The following is an 18,346-nucleotide window of genomic DNA, read 5'->3' as shown; positions in this document are numbered from 1 at the left end:
TATTAATAGGTTAGAGGTAGTCAGCTACTTTGCCATAGTACTCAAAAACTCAGCTTCAAACTCTTCATCGGCTTCTCGGGTTAGACATTCTACCAGCCATTCGATGCTTTGATGGTCTAGCTTACTGTTCACCACAAAGGCTTGCTTTACACCAGACTGACCCAGCTTTGCAGAACCATAGTTCTTGAATGATTTGTTGCCGTGGTAATGGAGTGATTTGATCGCCTCCGCGTTGGGTTCTGGTAAAGCATCGAGTGTGTTGGCAAGCTGAATCACCAGCTCCATTGGGTTCTTAGATGATGAGATGCGATACAGAAAACCGCCCTCCACTCTTTGGCGAACCCAATAATCAAAGCCGCTGCAATCCATCACCTTATCACTGACCAGTGCGGCTTCACTGCGATAACCACACGGCTCTACCACAACAGGTGTGTGTTTGAATTCTGGCTGACCAGAGGCTGCATCGGTATGAGGCAAGATCAAGTCACACGGTTTGCTGTCTTTGGCGGTTGGGGCATTCCAATGAATAGGCATAAACACCTGTTCACGGCGCATCTCTTTGGTTACCACTAAGCGCGCTTGGCACTCGCCTTGTGCGCTGCGCACTTTCACTACAGGATTAATAGTGGCGTGGTTGAAGGCGTCTAGCCCGAACTCTTCTAAGCCAAGCTCTGCAACCGTATCTGGATGCATGGCGACAAAGGGTTCTGGTGTGTGTTCGCCTAAACCTGCGGCCAAGCCTGTGCGGCTCATGGTGTGCCATTGGTCTCGGATTCGCCCTGTGTTCATGATAAGTGGGAATTCAAGGCTGGTATCGGCAATCGGCTTGTCGTGCTCAACTGCAATAAACTGCGCTTTGCCAGATTCGGTAAAGAACTCGCCAGTGGTAAACATGCGCTGCTCAATGATCTCTGGTTGGTACTCTAGCACTGGCCATTGTTGCGGAGTAAGTTCGCCGTAGCCCTTCTCATCCAGTTGCGTGAGTCCAATTAAGCATAAGTCACGCGCTTTGCCTGTCTCATTGCCGAGCGCTGTCATCTCGCAATACTCTTTGAAGATCTCGCCTTCGTGACGGTAATCAAACTGGTCATTGAATCCCATTTTTTGCGCGACTTCTTTTAAGATCCACCAATCTGGTTTAGCTTCTCCTGGGCTTGGTAATATACGGCGCTGACGTGAAATTCGACGCTCCGAGTTGGTTACTGTGCCGGACTTTTCACTCCATCCTTGTGCGGGCAGCACCACATCAGCCAAGCGTGTGGTTTCCGTATCGGCAATACAGTCCGACACCACCACAAACGGGCACTTCTCTAATGCCGCTTTGATTTTTTCGCTGTCAGGCAGGCTCACGACTGGGTTAGTTGCCATGATCCACACCGCTTTTATTTTGCTGTCGTTCATGGCATCAAATAAGTCTATAGCTTTCAAGCCAGCGTGAGTCGCTAAGCTATCGGCTTGCCAAAACTCGCTCACCGTTTGGTGTGATTGCGGATCACAAAATTCAAAGTGCGCAGCTAAGGTATTGGCTAAACCTCCCACTTCTCGCCCACCCATCGCGTTTGGTTGGCCCGTTACAGAGAATGGCCCCATGCCCGGCTTACCTATTTTCCCAGCGGCTAAATGGCAGTTAATAATGGCATTCACCTTGTCACACCCTTGTGTAGATTGGTTCACGCCTTGGGAGTAAATGGTCAGCACCTTCTCGTTCGATGCAAACAAACTGTAGAATTGTTTTAACTGCTGCTCTGTTAATCCTGTTAGCTCAGGAACGCTTTTGTCGCCCCAGCCAGATTCGGTATAGCGATATTGAGTTGCAGATCGAATCGATTCGGTAAAGCCTTGGGTGTGATTTTCTATGTAGTCGGAATCAAGCTTATCGTTATCATCGAGGTAGCCTAATAAACCATTGAACAGCGCCACATCTGAGCCGGATTCCAATGCCAAGTGAATGTCTGCAATTTCACATGTGTCGGTATAACGCGGATCTATGACAATAACTTTCAATGCAGGGTTGGTTTGTTTCGCGGATCTTAATCTTTGGAAAAGTACCGGGTGACACCAAGCGAGGTTTGAGCCAGTGATAACGACGACTTCTGCTTGTTCTAAATCTTCATAACAGACAGGAACGGTATCGGTGCCGAACGCGCGTTTATGCCCAACCACACTCGATGCCATGCAAAGGCGAGAGTTACTGTCGATATTGCCACTGCCGATGAAGCCTTTCATCAGTTTATTGGCAACGTAATAGTCTTCGGTAAGCAGCTGACCAGATACATAGAAAGCAACCGAATCGGCCCCAAATTCTTCGATCGTTTGATTGAATTTATCTGCGACTAACTGCGTGGCACTGTTCCAATCCAGTGATTGTTTTTGCTCATTCTGAATATGAGCAGGTTGTGTAAGACGACCTAAAGGCGTGACGGTGTCACCGAGCGCAATCCCTTTAGTACACAGCTTTCCGTAATTAGATGGATGATCTTGATCACCACGTACTTCTAGTTTTCCTAGCGATGTCGGTCTCGCTTCTATTCCACATCCTACACCACAATAAGCACAGGTTGATTTTATCCAGCCGCTGTTTGAATCGGTCATCCGTTTCTCGCTCAATTATCCATAATTGTAATAATTCAAACCAAGCAAATAACACGCCACTTCATAGCAATCAACAAGCAAGAAATATTCATCAATAAAAACAAAAGCTTAACAAAGGCAAGCCTATCAAAAATGATCAAAATAGAAACTAACCAAGACAGAAACTTAATTTTTGCACCATCTTGCAGAAAGTTGCACCACAAATGCTCATTTATATAAATCTAACAAAAATTTTACATACCACTTTAGGGGTAATTGCGTGCCACTCGCATTTTTTAAGACATTGAAAAACATGAATTAATTTTTATTTAAATGAACAAACCGTAATCTGGCACCCTCCTTGCTCAACTAAAAACCAAGAGTTAGAAAAAACATTTTTTGTTTTTCTTGATGATTATGAATTGAGTGGAATCTCAACCCGGTATTCATTTACTAACTACTAGAAATTAGATGCTAGTGATGGTGATACCGAGAATAAGGAATGGATTATGAGCAAGAAGAAAATCGTCGTTGTTGGTAACGGCATGGTTGGACACAAATTTATCGACAACATCCTGCAATCAGACAGTGATGAATTTGATGTGATTACTTTTAGTGAAGAGCCAAGGTTAGCGTACGACCGTGTTCAACTGACGGCTTACTTTAATGGTAAAAGTGCTGATGACCTGTCATTGACCAGTGAAGAGTATTACCAAAGTAACGGCGTGAACTACTTGTTGAACCAGAAGGTTGCCAAGCTAGACACTGCCAATCAACAAGTCATCACTGAAAGTGGCCACGTTGAAAGTTACGACAAGCTAATCTTGGCGACGGGCTCTTTCCCTTTTGTTCCCCCTATTCCCGGTAACGACCAAGAACACTGTCACGTTTATCGTACTATTGAAGACTTAGACGCAATTGAACTATCAAGCAAAGGTAGCAAGTCTGGCGTGGTGATTGGTGGTGGTCTGCTTGGCTTAGAGGCCGCAAACGCAGTCAAAAACCTTGGCTTAGAAACCCATGTGGTTGAATTTGCGCCTCGCCTGATGGCGGTTCAATTAGATGACGGTGGCGGTGCCCTATTACGCAGAAAAATTGAAGACCTTGGTGTGCAAGTTCATACCGAGAAAGCGACCTCTGAAATAGTCGATGGCGAAAATGCTCGCTACCGCATGAACTTCGCCGATGGCACCCATTTAGAAACCGATATGATCGTATTCTCTGCGGGTATTCGCCCTCAAGATGCGCTAGCAAGAAGCTCTGATGTCGAAATTGGCGAGCGCGGCGGTATTGTCATCAACAACCACTGTCAAACCAATATAGAAAACGTCTACGCCATTGGTGAATGTGCCCTTTGGGATAACAAGATCTTTGGCCTAGTCGCCCCTGGCTATTCAATGGCGAAAATCGCGGCTTCGCATATTGTCTCCGGCGGTACTGACGATGCTGCATTCACTGGCGCAGACATGAGCACTAAACTCAAACTGCTTGGCGTCGATGTTGCCAGTATTGGTGAAGTACACGGCAAGACGGAAGGCGCTCAATCGTATACCTATAACGATGAAATCGAACAAGTGTATAAGCGCCTAATCATCTCAGCTGACGGCACAAAGATTGTCGGTGCGGTATTGGTCGGTGATGCAGAAGCTTATGGCTCGCTACTGCAAATCAAGCAAAACGATATGCCCCTTCCTGAAAACCCATCAGTGTTGATTTTGCCTAATGTGGCCGATGATTCAGGCTCTGCAATGGGTGTTGAAGCTCTGCCTGATAGCGCTGTTATTTGTTCATGTTTTGATGTGACTAAAGGCGACATTAAAGACGCAGTATCTGCTGGCTGCACCACGATGGCTGCACTGAAAGAAACCACCAATGCTTCAACAGGTTGTGGCGGCTGTTCTGCTCTTGCGAAACAAGTTCTCGATAGCGAACTGAGTAACTTGGGTGTTGAAGTCTCTAACGATATCTGTGAGCACTTTGCTTACTCTCGCCAAGAGCTGACTGACATCATCCGCGTCAACAAAATCAAGACCTTTGATGAGCTGTTAGATTCTCACGGAAACGGATTAGGCTGTACCGTGTGTAAACCAGCTGTCGGTTCGATTCTGGCTTCGTACTGGAACGATTACATCCTTGAAGATCAACACATCGAACTGCAAGACACCAACGACATCTACCTTGGCAACATGCAAAAAGACGGTACCTACTCAGTGGTTCCGCGTATTGCTGGCGGTGAAATCACACCGGATAAATTGATCGTACTGGGTGAAGTCGCTAAAGAGTTCGACCTGTACACCAAAATCACCGGTGGTCAGCGTGTCGACTTGTTTGGCGCACAACTTAACGAACTGCCTATCATCTGGAAAAAGCTGATTGATGCAGGTTTCGAAACGGGTCACGCCTACGGAAAATCGGTTCGTACCGTGAAATCGTGTGTGGGTAGCACTTGGTGTCGATACGGTGTCGACGACAGTGTTGGCTTAGCGATTCGACTAGAGAACCGCTACAAAGGTTTGCGCTCGCCACACAAGATCAAGTTTGCGGTTTCTGGCTGTACTCGTGAATGTGCAGAAGCACAATCGAAAGACATTGGTGTTATCGCAACAGACAAAGGTTGGAACCTCTACATCTGTGGTAACGGCGGCATGCGCCCTCGCCATGCAGACCTATTCGCCACTGATTTGGACGAAACCACACTCCTTAAATACATCGACCGCGTTTTGATGTTCTACACACGTACCGCAGACCGCCTACAACGCACATCGGTATGGATGGAGAACCTTGAAGGCGGCATTGAATACCTCAAGCAAGTCGTGATTGAAGACAAGCTCAACGTTGCTGAAGAACTCGAAGCGGACATCGCACTCAACATCGAGAAGTACCAGTGTGAATGGAAAACCACCATTGAAAACCCTGAGAAGATGAAGCGCTTCCAGCACTACATCAACAGTGAAGAAATGGACACTAGCCTCTCTTTCATCAAAGAGCGAGAACAACGCTTTCCTAAGCCGAGCTTGAGTGATTCTTCGAATTCACAACGCGATGAAAAGCTTGCTAAAGCCGACCAAATCGAAGTTACGGAAGTTTCGTAAACCGAATGGATGGTGAGTGAATCAGTAACAACTACACCAATATCGATAGTCGACAGTCGCGCAGCCAAAGAAAACTGCTGTCGGCTATCACCCAAATTAAATTGATTATTAGCTTTATGTTTAGACTAGGAGAAAGTCATGGAAAATTGGACAACCGTATGCAGCACCCGCGACCTAACCCCAAACGGGGGAATTTGCGCCAAAGTAGACGATAACCAAGTGGCTATTTTTTACTGCAAGCGTAGCGACACACTTTATGGGCTCTCTAATTACGACCCCATCGGCAAGGCGAATGTGATGTCACGTGGTATAATTGGTTCATTAAGCGGTGAGCCTTACGTGGCCTCACCTCTGTACAAGCAGCATTACCACTTAGAAACTGGCGAATGTCTTGAACAGCCTGAGCTCAAGCTCGTGAAATTTGAAGTTCGCAAGCAAGGAGAACAAGTTCAAGTTCTCGCACCTCTTGCTATCGCCAGTTAACTCAAACGCCGACACTATCATGCAAACGCTTATCGGCGTGCGCAATTTCGGCACAGGGTTTATGCACATAAAAAGCGTTCGAAGTTCGGAAGTAACGCAGGTGCTAAAACCGGGTAATTTTCCAGATTTAAAGGATTTAAACCATGGATAACACAAAATTTTCGCTGCTTTCATTTACGGGTAAGATGAAGGTCTTACACCTAAGTTGGATGGCCTTTTTCATTACCTTTGTTGTGTGGTTCAACTTTGCCCCACTACTGCAAATGGTGAAAACCACACTTGGTCTTTCTACTGAAGAGATCAAAACACTCCTGATCCTCAACGTTGCATTGACCATTCCAGCGCGTGTCGCGATAGGTATGTTAACGGATAGATATGGCCCGAGGTTGGTCTACTCTTCACTTCTCGCTGTCTGTTCTATCCCTTGTTTCATGTTTGCTATGGCAGACTCTTTCATTCAAGCGGCAATCGCTCGTTTCCTGCTCGGTTTCATTGGTGCAGGATTCGTTGTCGGTATTCGTCTTGTGTCTGAGTGGTTCCCACACAATGAACTGGGTACGGCAGAAGGTATTTACGGCGGCTGGGGTAACTTCGGCTCTGCAGCAGCAGCGTTTACACTTCCAACTCTTGCGTTAGCGTTTGGCGGCGAAGATGGCTGGCGTTATGCGGTCGGTATTACTGGCGTAATGAGCTTAGCGTTCTCGTTTATCTTCTACAAAAACGTGTCAGATACACCAAAAGGTTCAACTTACTTCAAGCCAGCTCAAGTAACGGCAATGGAAGTGACATCAAAGGGTGACTTTTTCTTCCTACTTATTATGAAGATCCCGATGTATGCCGCACTGGCGCTACTGACATGGAAGCTATCACCAAGCAACATCAACATGCTTTCTGACATGGCCGTCTACTCTGTATATGCAGGTTTAGCTGCACTTTACGTGTACGAAGTGTCGCAAGTTTGGAAAGTAAACAAGAACGTATTTAAAGAAGAAGTGCCAGAGATTCACCAGTACAAGTTCAAGCAAGTAGCGGTACTTAACGTATTGTACTTCGCGACATTTGGTTCTGAATTGGCTGTTGTTTCTATGCTGCCACTGTTCTTCTCTGAAACCTTTGAATTAACACCGGTTCTTGCAGGTATGGTTGCATCAGCTTATGCCTTTATGAACCTAATGTCTCGCCCAGGTGGTGGTTGGATTTCAGATAAATTCGGTCGTAAACCAACACTGCTTATTCTAACGATTGGCCTTGCTGTGGGTTACTTCGCAATGGGTCAAGTCGACAGCACATGGCCTGTATGGCTAGCGGTTGTCGCGGCAATGGCGTGTTCTTTCTTCGTGCAAGCGGGTGAAGGTGCGGTATTCGCAACGGTTCCTCTAATCAAGCGTCGTATGACAGGTCAGATTGCAGGTATGACGGGCGCTTACGGTAACGTGGGTGCGGTAGTTTACCTAACTGTGTTGTCATTCGTGAGCTACCAAACATTCTTCTTAGTGATTGCTGCAACAGCGGTACTTGGCTTTGTAACTCTACTGTTCATGGAAGAGCCTAACGGTCAAATCGCCGAAGTAAACGACGATGGCAGTGTCACGCTGATTAATGTTTCAAGCTAGGAAGCATTGATATTATTGAATCGGGAGAAGCACCTTAGCGGATACATCAATGCTAGGTGCTTCGTTCAAAGGCTCTAAGTTCACTAGGGCTTTTGTTCTTCCTAGGATGTTCTGTCAAGGAAGCGGGAAGAAGAGCAGTTAAGAAGAAGACCAGTTATGACAATTTCATTCAGCCAAGGGCAAGTCGTCACGCCAGAATCCAACAACCAGTTAACGCTTAAGTTTGGTGGTTATTCGAATCAAGGCATACGTGATGAAAACCAAGACGCCATCATCGTAAAACACCCCAAGACTCGTGCTGAGCAAGAGCTAAAAGGCAGTGTTGCATGTATAGCCGACGGCGCAAGTTGCAGTGAACACGGCCAGAAAGCCAGTCACACCAGTGTGATGCAATTCATTGATGACTACTACGCCACTCCAAAAAGCTGGAGCATTCAGCGTTCGGCTCAAAAAGTCCTAACGTCACTCAACTCTTGGCTGTTCAACACGTCTGTTTCGAATATTCATCCAGCGCAGCAAGTTAACCATAACGCGCTCGTATCCACCTTTAGCAGTGTGATTCTCAAGTCGAATACCGCACATATATTCCATGTGGGTGACAGTCGAATTTACCTATTAAGAAATGGTGAACTACGCCAACTGACACGCGACCACACCCGTAAAAATATGGGCCAGAAGCATTATCTAACACGCGCCTTAGGCATGGATAACCAACTCAACGTTGACTATCAAACGCTTCCTATTAAAAAAAACGACTGTTTTATCCTGACATCTGATGGTGTACACGAGTTTGTGTCTCCCAATACCTTTAAAGAACACATCGATAAGCCCGGAGTAGATTTCGAATACGCCGCTCAAACCATATGTAACACAGCGTTAAGCCACAATAGTTCGGACAACGTAAGCTGCTTGATTGTTCAAGTAAGCCATCTACCTAAACCTTCGCTCATTGAATTCCATGAGAAGCTGGCTAAACGTGCCATCCCACCCGCTTTAAAGCTTGGACAAAGTATCGACAACTTTATGGTGCTTGAGGTGCTGTATGCTGGATCTAGAAGTCACGTATACCGAGTCATGCAAAAAGAGACACAAACAGAGTTCGTACTCAAAGTACCGTCGGTTCAATATCATGACGACCCAGCACAGCTGAGAGCTTTCTTTAACGAGCAATGGGCAGGTATCTTGTTGAATAACAAGAAAGTAATGAAGGTTTACCCAACGCCTGAACACTCTCAATTCCTATATCAAATTTGCGAATGGGTTGAAGGGGTGACGCTAAGGCAATGGATGTACGACAACCCTAAGCCTTCGCTCGAACAGGTTCGCGAGATCCTAGAAAAAATCACACAAGGTATTCGTGTATTACAACGTGCCGACATGGTTCACAGAGACTTAAAGCCCGAGAACATCATGATCCAACGCGATGGCAACATCAAAATCATCGACCTTGGTGCGGTGTTAGTCAGGGGAATTGAGGAGGGAGAACAAGCAGACAAAGATCCCACGCCACTCGGCGCAGTGAATTACATCGCTCCAGAAAGTATTAAATACAACACGGCCACGACAAGCTCGGATTTGTTCTCTATCGCTGTGATTGGTTATGAGATGCTAACAGGCGAGTTGCCCTACTCTGAGATGAGCGCTCAATCTCTAAAACAATCTCGCCACCATCAATGGGAATACCAGCCGCTGACACAAAAGCGAACAGATTTACCAGCTTGGATTGATTTGGTGTTACAAAAGGCGTGTGCTGAATCACCTAACGAGCGATACCCGATTTTGGGTGATTTTGTCGCCGATCTCTACACCCCCAATCAAAACCTAATGAAACACAAAGCCAAGCAGCCATTGATAAACCGAAATCCAATCCAGTTTTGGAAGGTGTTGGCCCTGTTACTCGGCGTGGTCGCTATTGTAGAGTTAGGCTTATTGCTTAGTCCTAGTTAAAAGCTTAGTCCTAGTTAACCGCTTTAGTTCTAGTTAGCTGCTTAGTCCTAGCTAACCGCTGAGCTCAAGCTAACCTCGCTTCACTAAGCTTCTCGGCACCAATTCAATGCCCGACTGGTAACGTTTTGCTGAAGCGTTCAATGCCAAAGCAAACGCGCTGTCTGCGATGACTTCGAATTGCTGCGGCAGTGAGTGAACCTTAAAGGGTAAGAAATCCAATAAGCGATTATCACCAAAAGTCGCCAGTTTCACTTGATTGATCAGCTCTGGCTTTTCGACCATCACATCCAATACACCTTCTAGCAAGGTGTAAGACATAGTGACAATCGCATCAGGGACTGTGCCTTTAGCAATCCACTCTTCAAACACTTGTCGACCGGACTCACGATCAAAGTGCTCACCGTAGCCGACAACCGTTGGCTTATTTTCATCGAGCCCTGTTTGCTGTGTATGGGCCTTATTCGCCGCTTCAAAACCCAACTGACGCTCGCGTGAAATGTTCAGATCAGGCAGTGCACCGATTAAGCCAACGCTGTGAATGTTGTCATCAAGGATTGAATGTGTCAGTTCAAACGCCGCTTCGAAGTCTTCACTGATCACGCAGGCAAAATGTTCATCGTCTAACGGACGGTCAATCGCGATTACGGGTGTACCTGAGTTTTGCAGCTTCAAGTAAAACTCGTTAGCGTCTGGCATAGAGCTCGCCACCAGCAAAGCATCAATACGACGACTTACCAACGCTTCCGCTACTTTACGTTCGGTTTCGGCGTCATCATCAGAACAACCAATCAGGATTTGATAGCCCACTTTACGTGAGTTCTGCTCTATCAATTTTGCTAAACGCGCGTAACTGCTGTTTTCCAGATCAGGAATAATCAAACCAAATGAACGGCTATTACCAGCACGCAGCGATGAAGCAGCATGGTCTGGACGGTAGTTATACTCGTCGACAACCGCCATTACTTTCTGCTGAGTCTTCTCACTGATTCTGTATTTCTGCGCCTTGCCGTTAATCACATAACTGGCTGTCGTTTTCGACACACCGGCTAGTTTGGCAATCTCATCTAGTGTCATATGGGTGACCTGTATTTTGTGCGTAGGATCATATAACCAATCTTCTGATCCTTGGATTAGTTGAATTATATGCTGAATCGATTCAGTATAAAAGCTGAAAGGATTCAGCAAAATCTGAAAAGTGACTTCAATCATCCTTTTGTATGGATTAAGCGTCATTTGTCGTGATTCAACTTCTCGTTATTAACGAAACTGAAATTACGACACGCAGCAAAACTATTTTGAAAACCAAAATCGGCTTTGCTGAATTTTTTTACACTGAATGCTGAACCGATTCAGCAAGCATAAAGCAAAGAGCAAGCAAAGAATTAAGCTCCATGAATCTTGCTCTAGACTGAATCGTAGCGATACACAAATTCTCAAGCGATACGCTAAAGAGGCACCATGCTTAAATTATCAAAATCTGACATCACTCTTGGTCAAACGGCCGATGACAAATTCAAAGCTATCCAGAACATTGCTGGCGACCTAACCGCGAAGGGCTTAGTGGACTCTGGCTACGTTGAAGGAATGCTGAACCGTGAAAACCAGAACTCTACTTTCCTAGGCAACGGCATCGCGATTCCTCACGGCACCACTGACACGCGTAGCCTAGTAAAAGAGACAGGCGTTGCAGTACACCACTTCCCTGAAGGTATTGATTGGGCAGACGGCAACCGTGTTTACGTAGCAATTGGTATTGCAGCGAAATCTGACGAGCACTTAGGCATCCTTAAACAGCTAACTAAAGTTCTAGCGGCAGACGGTGTTGAAGAGAAACTAAAGCAAGCGAAATCAGAAGACGAAATCATCGCCCTACTTAATGGCGAAGTTCAGCTAGAAGCCGACCTAGACGCTTCTTTAGTTCAGCTCCTATTCCCTGCAAGCGACATGATTCAAATGTCTGCAGTTGCGGGCGGCCTGCTTAAGAACACAGGTTGCACAGACAACGCATTCGTTGCTGACCTAGTAACGAAAACACCGACTCACCTAGGCCAAGGCTTATGGTTGTTGGGCAGCGACAAGGGCGTAACTCGCACTGGCGTATCGTTTGTTTCAACGGCCAACCATTGTGAGTTTGAAGGCACACCAGTGAAAGCCTTAGTGGCATTCGCGGCTTGTAACAGCGCGCACCAATCAATTCTGGCAAACCTAAGCAAAATGGTTTTCGAAGGTAAACAGCAACAACTGTTAACCGCTGATGCAGCACAAGTGATTGGCCTTCTAAAAGGTGAAGCGGTTTCTACAGCTTCTCAAGACGATGACAACTGCGCAGTATTCAAAATCAAAAACGCACACGGCCTACACGCTCGTCCGGGCGCAATGCTGGTTGCTGAAGCGAAGAAATTCGAATCAACTATCCGTGTTTCAAACCTAGATGGCGACGGAAAAGAAGTGAACGCGAAGAGCTTGATGAAAGTGATCGCTCTTGGCGTTAAACACGGCCACCAGCTTCAGTTTGTTGCTGAAGGTGATGACGCAGCACAAGCACTTGAATCGATTGGCAAAGCTATCGCTTCAGGCCTTGGCGAAGGTTAAGGAATCGATATGTCTGATAAACAAATCAAAGCCGTTACCGTTACGCTAAACCCTGCCCTAGACCTGACAGGTGCTATCGACGCACTGAATGTTGGCTCGGTTAGCCTAGTAAACAAAGGCTCTCTGCATGCAGCAGGCAAAGGCGTAAACGTAGCAAAAGTGCTTTCAGAGCTTGGCGCTAAAGTGACCGTAACAGGTTTCCTTGGTCGCAATAACGAAGAAGCGTTCTGCCAACTGTTCGAACAGATGGGCGCAACTGACCGCTTTATCCGTGTTGATGGCGCAACTCGTATCAACGTGAAATTGGTAGAAAACTCAGGCCAAGTTAGCGACATCAACTTCCCAGGTGTTCCTGTTGACGCTGAAGCGATTAAAGCGTTTGAAGAAACCTTGCTAGAGCTGGCTGAAGACCACGAATACTTCGTGATTGCAGGCAGCTTGCCACAAGGCGTATCACCAGAGCTTTGCGCTTCTTGGGTTCAACGTTTACACGATTTAGGTAAGAAGGTGCTATTTGATAGCAGCCGTGACGCACTTAAAGCCGGTATCAATGCACAACCTTGGTTAATTAAGCCAAACGATGAAGAGCTGTCTCAACTGTTCAACGCAGAGCTAACCACACGTGACCAATGCCAACACGCAGGCCAAGCCCTAAGTGAAAAAGGCATCGATAACATCGTGGTATCACTTGGCGCTAAAGGCGTGATGTGGCTTAACCAAGGTGAATGGTTACATGCTCAACCGCCGCGTATGCAAGTGGTAAGCACGGTAGGCGCAGGTGACACATTGGTTGCTGGCCTATGTTGGGGTCACATGCAACAGATGCCAAAACCAGAACTTATTAAATTCGCAACCGCCCTATCTGCTCTAGCAGTTTCACAGGTAGGCGTGGGCATCACCAGCCAACAAGAGCTGGATTCAGTACTACAAAATATCCAATTACAGGCGCTTAGTGCTCCAACTAGCCAGTTAGACACAAGCAAATAGGACAAAAGGTTTATTATGAATATTACCATTATCACAGCTTGCCCAAGTGGCGTAGCAAACAGCATCATCGCCGCAGGCTTGTTAGAGCAAGCGACAAAAGCACTGGGTTGGAACGCTGCTATTGAATGTCAATCAAGCGTACTACCTGAATCTCCAGTATCGCAAGACGCTATCGACAGCAGCGACGTTGTTGTTATCGCAGCTAACACAAACGTTGATAAAGCACGTTTTGTTGGTAAGAAAGTGTACCAAGCAGCTATCTCTGAATGCACTGCAGATGCAAAAGCATTTCTAGAGAAAGCGGTAGCAGAAGCAACGGTATTAGACGCTTCTCAAGTTGAGACTACAGTGGAAGTTACTGGTACTTCTCCAGCGACAGGCAGCAAAAAGATCGTAGCGATTACGGCTTGCCCAACGGGTGTTGCACACACCTTTATGGCAGCTGAAGCGCTTGAAGCAGAAGGCAAACGCCTAGGTCACCAAATCAAAGTGGAAACTCGCGGCTCTGTAGGTGCTAAGAACCAACTGACAGACCAAGAAATCGCAGACGCTGATCTTGTTATCATCGCAGCCGACATCGACGTTCCACTGGATCGTTTTAACGGCAAAGCGCTATACAAAACGACAACGGGTCCTGCACTTAAGAAGACGAAGCAAGAAGTTGAAAAAGCCTTTGCTGAAGCTAAGCCATACCAGCACACAGCTTCTTCAAATTCAGCGCCTGCTGACGAGAAGAAAGGCGTGTATAAGCACCTTATGACAGGTGTATCTCACATGCTTCCTGTGGTTGTTGCGGGTGGTTTGATCATCGCTCTTTCTTTCGTATTCGGTATCGAAGCGTTTAAAGAAGAAGGCACACTGGCAGCAGCACTGATGACTATCGGTGGTGGTTCTGCATTCGCACTGATGATTCCTGTTCTTGCTGGTTTCATCGCATTCTCGATTGCTGACCGTCCGGGTCTGGCTCCAGGTCTAATCGGCGGCATGCTGGCTAGCTCAACGGGCGCAGGTTTCCTAGGTGGTATCGCGGCGGGTTTCATTGCGGGTTACTCTGCGAAGTTCATTGCTGACAAAGTTCAGCTTCCACAATCAATGGAAGCGCTTAAGCCTATCCTGATCATTCCGTTTATTGCGAGTTTGTTCACTGGCCTTGTGATGGTTTACATCGTAGGTGGTCCTGTTTCTGGCGTAATGAGCGCAATGACAGACTTCCTAAACAACATGGGCACGTCTAACGCGATTCTTCTGGGTGTGATTCTAGGCGCAATGATGTGTTTCGACCTTGGTGGTCCGGTAAACAAAGCAGCTTACACATTTGGTGTTGGTCTACTGGCTTCGCAAACTTACGCACCAATGGCGGCTATCATGGCAGCAGGTATGGTTCCTGCTCTAGGTATGGGTCTTGCGACTTTCCTAGTGAAAGACAAGTTTGAAGCAGGCGAGCGTGAAGCAGGTAAAGCATCATTCGTTCTTGGCCTATGTTTCATCTCTGAAGGTGCGATTCCATTCGCAGCGAAAGACCCAATGCGTGTTATCCCAGCATGTATGGCGGGTGGTGCACTAACTGGTGCTCTATCAATGATGTTTGGTGCACAGCTAATGGCTCCACACGGTGGTCTATTTGTACTACTGATTCCTGGTGCTATCTCTCCAGTTCTTATGTACCTAGTGGCGATTGCAGCAGGTACGGCAGTAACAGGCTTCGGTTACGCAGCTCTTAAAAAGATGAGCAGCGATAAAGTGACAGCAGAGGCTTAATCCCCCTACTCTGTTTAACGGCTAAACCCGTCGAACAGAGGCTCTTGATAACCGGTTTCTTGGTAAACGGTTCCTTGAAATAAAACAAAGGCTCCTCATTTGAGGAGCCTTTTTATTATTCGTGCATTTTCCGGTCGGAATGAGTTAAGTACAATATTGGTATATTTGATTAGCTACTTAGCGTTTCTTCAAAGACACCCAGCTCACGACCAAGCCAAATCGCGCGTACTGTGTGATCCAAAGTTTCTTCACCGCCAGTTACCGGGTGAATAAGCACCGACATATCACCGCGTTCTTGCTCAAGCCACTCGACAATACCCGACTCTTTGTTAGCAAAGTGAATTTCAAACATCGGCATCTTATGCGGGCCAACCAAACGCTGGATTAATGGGAAAGTTTCTAACACATCTTTACGTTCTGAGAGGATTTTCTGACGCAGTGTTTCTGCCTGCTCTGCAAATCGCAAAGGGAAATAGATATGACCGTGGTACATGGCACCATCCTTTAGAATTATGATGTCGCAAGTTTATACCTAAACCGCCTTTAATAGCTAAATCTAAATAGGTGAGCTTGCTTTCGGAAGGATCAATTTGAAATGAGAAAACTAGAGTCTGTTATTCGAAGTAATCAACAACAAACTCTAGTGATGTACAGCGAGTTAATTTTGAAGCGACTAAGGCTTAAGCTTTAAAACTCGGTCAATATCTTCAGCTGAATGACGCTCTGGTACTTGCTCCCACTCTTCGCCAAATGAACGGTTAACCACTCGGCCGCGTTGGAAACCTTCGCGCGCTTCTAGTTGCTTCGCCCAGCGCACAACGTTGGTGTAAGACTCAACCTGTAGGAACTCAGCAGCATCGTATATTTTGCCCAGCACAAGGTTGCCATACCATGGCCAGATCGCGATATCAGCGATGCTTAGCTCTTCACCTGCCACAAATGTGTTATTTGCGAGTTGTTTGTCTAACACGTCTAGTTGACGCTTAGCTTCCATCGCAAAGCGGTTAATTGGGTACTCTTGCTTTTCATCAGCGTAAGCATAGAAATGGCCAAAGCCTCCGCCTAGGAATGGGGCAGAACCTTGTGCCCAAAACAACCAGTTAATGGTTTGTGTTCTTGCTGCCCCTTCTTTTGGTAAGAAGTGACCAAATTTTTCAGCTAAGTGCATCAAGATAGATGCCGATTCGAAAACATTAACGTCTTCGTCACCAGACTTGTCGACAAGTGCTGGTATTTTAGAATTTGGATTCACTCCAACAAAGCCAGATGAGAACTGATCAGCCTCACCGATGTTGATCAAGTACGCATCATATTCAGCTTCTTTAACACCCGCCGCTAACAACTCTTCCAGCAAGATAGTGACTTTTTGACCGTTAGGTGTGCCAAGAGAATACAATTGAAAGGCATGGTCACCAACAGGCAGCTCTTTATCAAAGCGAGCTCCAGATTCAGGACTATTGATGTTTGCCCACTTGTTACCACCAGCAGTATCGTTAACCCAAACTTTTGGCGGAGTGTATTGTTCTGACATGATATTTCCTTATTAATATAGGGTCTCACAAACTGATATTAGGTCACATGCCTGTGGTTAAAACCCCTGAATACGATTTATTTTCAAACTGTTAAGCATGGCTTATTCCAGAAAGGCATAACCTGCTTTATGACATAGCACACGTAAAAGATAAGTGCCCAATCAAACCTAAGCCACATAACGGTTAGTACGAAATATGATTTAGTCACGACATGCCTACAGGTTAAAGAAAGCTGTGATAAAATCGGGAGATTACAATTGATAAGGATTTGGCAATGTCTTCTGATTTCACAGGCTCGAGTGCAGCGTATGCTCGCCAAGAGAAAGGCTACCGCGAAAAAGCACTAAAACTGTACCCTTGGGTATGTGGTAAATGTGCGCGTGAATTTGTTTACTCAAACCTCCGAGAGCTTACCGTTCACCACGTGGATCACGACCATACAAACAACCCTGAAGATGGCAGTAACTGGGAGCTATTGTGCCTGTACTGTCACGATCATGAGCATTCAAAATACACTGACCATGAACGTTATGGTGTGGATGCAAAAGCGAGTTTAGATGATCATCAGTCAGCGACACACAACCCGTTCGCCGATCTCGCTAAGATGATGAAGAAGTAACACGCCTTCAGAGTTGTCTTCGGTAGATGGTAACTGTTAGATAATAGATAAATAACAAGAAACCCCAGTATGTCACCATACTGGGGTTTCTTTTATCTGCCGTCACAACCAAATAATAGAGTTCAGGTAAGCAGGATCAAAAAAGCCTTCCGAAAAAGGCTTTATAAGAATCAAATCGAATTATGCTGCCGCTTGTTTGCGAGACTCTTCTACCTGTTTAGCGCGCTTTTTCATCGTCAGTTTATCGCGGTATGCAAACCAAACGTAAGACACAACCACTAAGAAGAACAGGTATGACAACGAGAAAATGAACGGCGATTGAATGATATCGTTCGAGATACCCCAAGAAACACCGATAACCGTCACTGCAATTTTTGCAAAAAAGCCACACATCAATAGCACTAATGCCAACTGTGGGAAACGCGTGCTGCGGAATGCAAGCCAGTAACAACTGCCTACAGCCAATGCCGCGATGTAGAAGCCGAACAAGAAAGAATGAATATGATCAGCCGCTGCTACACCACCAGTAATCGACATCAATAGAATTAAAAATAGTTTCATAATACTCGCCTCGTAATAGACTAGAAACGCATCCTTTCATTTTTGGAATCTCAGTTTGCGTACTATTTTCCCACTTTTTCCCAACAACACAACCCCTCAGATCGAACAAAATGTAAGCAAAAGCACCTTCAAAAACCACCATTAACAATTGGTTAACATATTGTTTCTAATAGAACTCCGTTACTCCTTGTCTCATATGAAAAAAGCACTACTTCGATTTATTTTGTTACACAAATTTAACCTTGGAAATTAATTAAAATTTTTTGCAACTCTGTGATATCCGCACGGAATACGAGTCTACTAAAAATTTATCACCTCGAAATCCCAGGAATAATTGGGTAACAGGGCGAAAAAGAACAAAATAGAAAGGTGTTAAAAACATTTTGAAAACCAATGAAAAACAACCCATTAACAAACTGAATTTAATTTACCAAAAATGGAAAAAGAGATTCCAATCACATTTTTATTGGTTATAATCCGCGCTCTTTTGCGCTATCTGTTGATAAACGCAAACTAATTTTGAAGAAACAATCACAATAACCCGTCTTTAGTTAAGTGGCTCTCCACTAACCGATGACAAAACTGAGAATA

13 protein-coding genes are annotated in these 18,346 nt (G+C 45.8%); 8 read left to right on the top strand and 5 right to left on the bottom strand.

Annotated features, from left to right (window positions below; translation table 11 throughout):
* Positions 1-24: 24 nt before the first annotated feature.
* A complete protein-coding gene (locus CWO27_RS08100; protein WP_107898816.1) occupies positions 25-2,607 on the bottom strand; it encodes a molybdopterin oxidoreductase family protein in 2,583 nt (860 codons plus the stop codon).
* A gap of 473 nt (positions 2,608-3,080) precedes the next feature.
* Between CWO27_RS08100 and nirB the strand changes: the two genes are divergently transcribed.
* From nirB to CWO27_RS08080, 4 genes are all read left to right on the top strand, one after another.
* The gene (gene nirB / locus CWO27_RS08095) at positions 3,081-5,663 is read left to right on the top strand and encodes a nitrite reductase large subunit NirB (protein WP_107898815.1); all 2,583 of its coding nucleotides are present in this window, start codon (positions 3,081-3,083) and stop codon (positions 5,661-5,663) included.
* Positions 5,664-5,801: 138 nt separating this feature from the next.
* A complete protein-coding gene (gene nirD / locus CWO27_RS08090) occupies positions 5,802-6,146 on the top strand; it encodes a nitrite reductase small subunit NirD (protein ID WP_055319440.1) in 345 nt (114 codons plus the stop codon).
* A gap of 143 nt (positions 6,147-6,289) precedes the next feature.
* A complete protein-coding gene (locus CWO27_RS08085) occupies positions 6,290-7,759 on the top strand; it encodes a NarK family nitrate/nitrite MFS transporter (RefSeq protein ID WP_102479073.1) in 1,470 nt (489 codons plus the stop codon).
* A 156-nt stretch (positions 7,760-7,915) separates the two neighbouring features.
* Positions 7,916-9,706: a bifunctional protein-serine/threonine kinase/phosphatase gene (locus tag CWO27_RS08080; RefSeq protein ID WP_107898814.1), complete on the top strand. Its 1,791-nt coding sequence runs from the start codon at positions 7,916-7,918 to the stop codon at positions 9,704-9,706.
* A 69-nt stretch (positions 9,707-9,775) separates the two neighbouring features.
* Here CWO27_RS08080 and cra read toward each other — a convergent pair whose 3' ends face one another.
* Positions 9,776-10,780, bottom strand: a complete 1,005-nt coding sequence (gene cra, locus CWO27_RS08075; RefSeq protein WP_107898813.1) for a catabolite repressor/activator — start codon at positions 10,778-10,780, stop codon at positions 9,776-9,778.
* 384 nt (positions 10,781-11,164) lie between these two features.
* Here cra and fruB point away from each other — a divergent pair, with 384 nt between their 5' ends.
* The 3 genes from fruB to fruA are packed head-to-tail and all read left to right on the top strand — an operon-like array spanning position 11,165 to position 15,043.
* A complete protein-coding gene (gene fruB, locus CWO27_RS08070; RefSeq protein ID WP_102431520.1) occupies positions 11,165-12,298 on the top strand; it encodes a fused PTS fructose transporter subunit IIA/HPr protein in 1,134 nt (377 codons plus the stop codon).
* A 9-nt stretch (positions 12,299-12,307) separates the two neighbouring features.
* Positions 12,308-13,285: a 1-phosphofructokinase gene (gene pfkB, locus CWO27_RS08065; RefSeq protein WP_107898812.1), complete on the top strand. Its 978-nt coding sequence runs from the start codon at positions 12,308-12,310 to the stop codon at positions 13,283-13,285.
* 15 nt (positions 13,286-13,300) lie between these two features.
* Positions 13,301-15,043 (top strand): PTS fructose transporter subunit IIBC, encoded by a 1,743-nt coding sequence (fruA, locus tag CWO27_RS08060; protein ID WP_107898811.1) that lies wholly within the window; start codon positions 13,301-13,303, stop codon positions 15,041-15,043.
* Positions 15,044-15,212: 169 nt separating this feature from the next.
* Here the strand turns inward: fruA and CWO27_RS08055 are convergent, their stop codons facing one another.
* Both CWO27_RS08055 and yghU read right to left on the bottom strand, forming a co-directional pair.
* Complete coding sequence (locus tag CWO27_RS08055; protein WP_052880068.1) at positions 15,213-15,536, bottom strand: DOPA 4,5-dioxygenase family protein; 324 nt, start codon at positions 15,534-15,536, stop codon at positions 15,213-15,215.
* 180 nt (positions 15,537-15,716) lie between these two features.
* A complete protein-coding gene (yghU, locus tag CWO27_RS08050) occupies positions 15,717-16,574 on the bottom strand; it encodes a glutathione-dependent disulfide-bond oxidoreductase (RefSeq protein ID WP_107898810.1) in 858 nt (285 codons plus the stop codon).
* 275 nt (positions 16,575-16,849) lie between these two features.
* On the opposite strand from yghU, the gene CWO27_RS08045 reads away from it, so the two are divergent.
* A complete protein-coding gene (locus CWO27_RS08045; RefSeq protein ID WP_017060876.1) occupies positions 16,850-17,194 on the top strand; it encodes a YajD family HNH nuclease in 345 nt (114 codons plus the stop codon).
* A 180-nt stretch (positions 17,195-17,374) separates the two neighbouring features.
* Here CWO27_RS08045 and CWO27_RS08040 read toward each other — a convergent pair whose 3' ends face one another.
* Positions 17,375-17,755 carry a hypothetical protein gene (locus CWO27_RS08040; protein ID WP_048660371.1) on the bottom strand — a complete coding sequence of 127 codons (381 nt, stop codon included), beginning with the start codon at positions 17,753-17,755 and terminating at the stop codon, positions 17,375-17,377.
* Positions 17,756-18,346: the final 591 nt, after the last annotated feature.

It is taken from the genome of Vibrio sp. 10N.286.51.C3 (assembly GCF_003050065.1).
In the GTDB taxonomy this organism is placed as follows: domain Bacteria; phylum Pseudomonadota; class Gammaproteobacteria; order Enterobacterales; family Vibrionaceae; genus Vibrio; species Vibrio crassostreae.
Note: the sequence above shows the minus strand (reverse complement) of the source record. Positions and strands in the feature narration are given on the sequence as shown.